Annotated in this window: 4 protein-coding genes; 2 read left to right on the forward strand and 2 right to left on the reverse strand. The window is 62.8% G+C overall.

Annotated elements, in window-relative coordinates:
• The coding region (locus QZ332_RS13195) for a sulfide/dihydroorotate dehydrogenase-like FAD/NAD-binding protein (protein WP_295766271.1) at positions 1-722 on the reverse strand (722 nt) is incomplete at its 3' end.
• Positions 723-1110: 388 nt separating this feature from the next.
• Here QZ332_RS13195 and QZ332_RS13200 point away from each other — a divergent pair.
• Positions 1111-1554: a zinc ribbon domain-containing protein gene (locus tag QZ332_RS13200; RefSeq protein WP_295766273.1), complete on the forward strand. Its 444-nt coding sequence runs from the start codon at positions 1111-1113 to the stop codon at positions 1552-1554.
• 253 nt (positions 1555-1807) lie between these two features.
• On the opposite strand, the gene QZ332_RS13205 is transcribed toward QZ332_RS13200, so the two are convergent.
• Positions 1808-2770, reverse strand: coding sequence for a LysR family transcriptional regulator (locus QZ332_RS13205; RefSeq protein WP_295766275.1), 963 nt, complete (start codon positions 2768-2770; stop codon positions 1808-1810).
• A gap of 349 nt (positions 2771-3119) precedes the next feature.
• On the opposite strand from QZ332_RS13205, the gene megL reads away from it, so the two are divergent.
• A complete protein-coding gene (gene megL, locus QZ332_RS13210; RefSeq protein WP_295766277.1) occupies positions 3120-4313 on the forward strand; it encodes a methionine gamma-lyase in 1194 nt (397 codons plus the stop codon).
• The last annotated feature ends 110 nt before the right edge of the window (positions 4314-4423 follow it).

The following is a 4423-nucleotide window of genomic DNA, read 5'->3' on the forward strand; positions in this document are numbered from 1 at the left end:
GGGCCGTCCACGCAGGCGAACTTCATCTCGCCGCCCACGCTCAGCCGGCAGCCGCCGCACATGCCGGTGCCGTCGATCATGATGGGGCTCATGGAGACGGTGGTGGGGATGCCGTAGGGCTCGGTGGTCTTGGAGACGAATTTCATCATGACCATGGGACCGATGGCGAAGACCTCGTCGTACTGGTTGCCGGCCTCGATCAGCTCCTTGAGGGCCTCGGTGACCAGGCCCTTGCGGCCGTAGCTGCCGTCGTCGGTGCAGACGATCAGCTTATCGGAGGACTTCTTGAAATCCTCCTCCAGGATGACCAGATCCTCGGTGCGGAAGCCGACGATGGCGTGGACCTCGGCCCCGTCGTCGTGGAACTTCTTCAAGACCGGGTAGGCGATGGCGCAGCCCACGCCGCCGCCGACCACGCAGACCTTCTTCTTCCCCTCGGTCTCGGTGGCCTTGCCCAGGGGGCCCACGAAGTCCTGGAGGCAGTCGCCCTCGTTGAGGCGGGCGAGCTTCTCGGTGGTGGCGCCGACGGTCTGGACGATGATGGTGACGGTGCCCTTTTCAGGGTCGTAGGCATTGATGGTGATGGGGATGCGCTCGCCCTTCTCGTCCACCCGGAGGATGATGAACTGGCCGGGCTGGGCTTTTTTGGCGATCAGCGGAGCCTCGATCTCATACAGGGTGACGGTGGGGCGCAGGGCCTCTTTTCTGACGATCTTGTACATACGCTTCCTTCTTTCCCTATCATGTCATGGTCGAAATTTTGGGGCCGGTGTCCTGCCATAGACACATTGTCTTTAGTTTAACATATTGCGTCCCGACCGTCAATTCATTTTTTTGCCCGCCGGGCAAAATGGCGCGCGCCGGCCGGGCAAAAAGGGGGCGGCCCGTATGGGAGCGGAGCGGGTGGAGGCTGCCCAGAGCGCCGAAGGAGGGATGGGGGCTCCGCCGGCGGGGAGGAGGCCCGCCGGGAAGGAGTCCCGAGGTGGCCTTTCGTTTCCAACAGCCCGCTCGGCCTGTCGAAAAGACGGGTCCGGCAGGCCGGGCAACCGAAGGTTGCTTGACGGCCCGTCCCCTCCGTGGTAAGCTGGTCGTGTAAAGGAGGCGGTCCCCATGAGATTCAACGAGGTGTTCACAGACCTGCGGAAAAAGGCCGGTCTTTCCCAAAACGAGATCGCGGAGAAGCTCTTCGTCACCCGGCAGGCCGTGTCCCGCTGGGAACGCGGCGAGACGGTGCCGGAGATCGAGACCCTGAAAGCCATCTCCGACCTGTTCAGCGTGTCCATCAACGCCCTGCTGGGATACCAGACGGACCTGGCGTGCCAGAGCTGCGGCATGCCCATCACCGTGGAGCAGATGGGCCGGGACAAGGACGGGAGCATCAACGAGCACTACTGCAAATGGTGCTGGGACGGCGGGAGCTTCTGCGCCCCGGACTGCACCATGGAGGAGATGATCGAGTGGTGCCTGCCCCATATGCCCTTCGGGGATCCATCGTCCAACCGGGCGTTCATGGAGGATCTCCTGCCCACGCTGGACCGCTGGAAAAACAGATGACCGATGACGGTGGAAGGAGCGCCTGCAAGGCGCTCCTTCCGCCTTTCGAAAAAGCAGAGGGAACTTCCTCGACGGGAAGGAAGAGAGTTACGAGAGGGACCCAGGAAGGGTCCCTTTCGTTTTCGATCATAAGTTTTCAGGACTTTTTTGAAAGTCCTGAAAACTTGCTCAGGCTGTCGAAAAGTCTTTTCGACAGCCTGAGCGGAGCGCCTTGCAGGCGCTCCGTTTCCCTGTCCGGAGCCTCCCTGCCTCCTTACAAAGCCTCCTTCCGGGACTGCCGGGCCTTGTTCGTGAACTCGATCGACTCCAGGATGTTTTTCTCCAGCAGCTTCAAAAACCGCTCCGCCAGGGCGGAGAGCTTGCCGCCCTTCAGGGCGATCCAGCCGATGCGGATGCCGCTCTTCTCCGCCAGGGGGAGCGTGATCAGTTTCCGATAGCCGCTGCTCTTCGTGATCAGGCCGCTCCCGGTGGTGAAGCCGTCGGTGTAGGACAGCACGCGCAGCATGGCGCTGCGGCTGTTCACCCGGATCTGCCGGGCGGGCTTCTTCAGGGACAGCATCCGGTACTCCTCGGAGAAATCCACCGCCACGCCCTGTTCCCGCTCGAAGGATACGTAGGGATATCCCGTCAGGTCCGCCTCCGTCACCGTCTCCTGCTCCGCCAGGGGATGGCCCCTGCGGACATAGACGCAGGGATCCACCACCGCGATCTCATGGAAGACCAGGGCTCGGGAATCCAGGAACCGGAAGATCATCTTCTCCGTCAGCTCCGTCACGCAGATGACGCCGATGTCCGCCCGGTGGTCGTATACGTCGTCGATGACGGCGTCCATATCCACCTCCCGGATGGCGGACTGATAGCGGTTCGCCTCCAGGTCCCGGAGCAGTTCCAGGAAGGCGTCCTCCGTGAAGGGATAGCGCTGGGACGAGATGGAGAGGTGGACCGCCGGAGCGGCGTCCCGCGCCTCGCCGTAGCGGTTCTCGATCCACCGCTTCTGCTCCAGCAGGGACGCGGCGTAGCCCAGGAACTCCCGTCCGTCCGGCGTGAACTCCACGCCCCGGTTGCTCCGGACGAAGAACTGGATGCCCAGCTCCTCCTCCAGATCCCGGATGGCGGTGGAGATGCCGGACTGAGAGAGGAACAGCTTGCCCGCCGCTTTGTTGATGGAGCCGCATTTGGAGATCTCGACCAGATAAGTCAGCTGCTGGAACGTCATGACGCCTCCCGCCTCCCGTGATGTCTTGGGATGTATTATAGGATACCCTACCGCAGATGTCAAACCGTTATCGACAAAAGCGATAACAGATGTCCAAAAACTCATACTAACACTCTTGCCGGGGAAATGGTATCATGACTATGGGAGTTGACAAAAATCGACGGCACGGTCCCTCGGCCCCTGGTCAATATCACCGTGATCCCGCAGCCCGGCCCGTCTTCCCACGCGCTTTTACACTGCCGCCGTCCGCCGTCCTGGAAGGTGTGCCCAGTAACGGAAAAACCGAACCACGCCTTCCCCCGCAAAAGCGGCGCCCCGCGGCGCAAAAAAGAAAGGAAGGTACATCGATATGAACTGCAAGGATAAGGGTTTCGCCACTCGCCAGATCCACGCCGGCAAGGTCGTCAACGCCGCCGGCTCCCTGTGCGCCCCCATCTATCAGACCTCCACCTTCGAGTTCGAGTCCGTGGAGCAGGGCGGCGCCCGCTTCGCCGGCAAGGAAGAGGGCTATATCTACACCCGCCTGGGCAACCCCACCACCGCGCAGGTCGAAGCGAAGATGGCCTCCCTGGAAGGCGGCGAGTCCGCCCTGGTGGCGGCTTCCGGCATGGGCGCGATCTCCACCGCCCTGTGGAGCTCCGTGGTCGCCGGCGACGAGATCGTGGCGGACGAGACCCTGTACGGCTGCACCTACGCCCTGCTGACCCACGGCATGAACAAGTTCGGCGTCAAGGTCACCCTCACCGACCTGAGCAAGGTCGAGAACCTGGAGAAGGCCCTGACCGACAAGACCAAGGTGGTCTACTTCGAGTCCCCCTGCAACCCCACCATGAAGGTCCTGGACATCGCCCTCATCGCCAAGACCGCCCATGACTTCAAGTCCGATATCCGGGTGATCGTGGACAACACGTTCTGCACGCCCTACCTGCAGCGCCCCCTGGAGCTTGGCGCCAACGCGGTGGTCCACAGCGCCACCAAGTACCTCAACGGCCACGGCGACGTCATCGCGGGCGTCATCGTCGGGGACGCGGAGTTCGTGGGCACCTGCCGCATGTTCGGCCTGAAGGACATGACCGGCGCGGTCCTCAGCCCGTTCGACGCCTTCCTGATGGCCCGGGGCATGAAGACCCTGGACATCCGCATGGAGCGCCACTGCGCCAATGCCAAGAAGGTGGCCGCGTTCTTCGAGGGCCATCCCGCCGTGGCGAAGGTCTACTATCCCGGCCTGGAGAGCTTCGAGGGCCATGAGATCGCCGCGAAGCAGATGAAGCTGCCCGGCGGCATGATGTCCCTGGAGCTGAAGGCCGACAAGGCCGCCACCGCCGCCGCCCTGAACAAGCTGGAGCTGTGCACCGTGGCCGTCTCCCTGGGCGACGCCGAGACCCTGGTCGAGCATCCCGCGACCATGACCCACTCCACCTACACCGCCGAGGAGCTGAAGGCTGCCGGCATCTCCGAGGGCCTGGTCCGCGTCAGCGTGGGCCTGGAGGACCCCGAAGACATCATCGCCGACTTCAAGGCCGTCCTGGATCCCCTGGTGTGATATCCTAACATCTCAGCGGCGGGCAGGACTCACTGCCCGCCGCATTTTTGACTGCGAGCACAGGAAAGGAGAAGAGAGAATGAAAGACATCGTAGAGATCCGGTGGCACG

Source organism: uncultured Oscillibacter sp. (genome assembly GCF_910584465.1).
Classification (GTDB): domain Bacteria; phylum Bacillota; class Clostridia; order Oscillospirales; family Oscillospiraceae; genus Oscillibacter.

What these genes read in the sequence shown, in the direction of transcription:
- QZ332_RS13200 (WP_295766273.1), top strand. Translation starts at nt 1,111, where the DNA reads ATGAGATTCAACGAGGTGTTCACAGACCTGCGGAAAAAGGCCGGTCTT.
- QZ332_RS13205 (WP_295766275.1), bottom strand. Translation starts at nt 2,770, where the DNA reads ATGACGTTCCAGCAGCTGACTTATCTGGTCGAGATCTCCAAATGCGGC.
- megL (WP_295766277.1), top strand. Translation starts at nt 3,120, where the DNA reads ATGAACTGCAAGGATAAGGGTTTCGCCACTCGCCAGATCCACGCCGGC.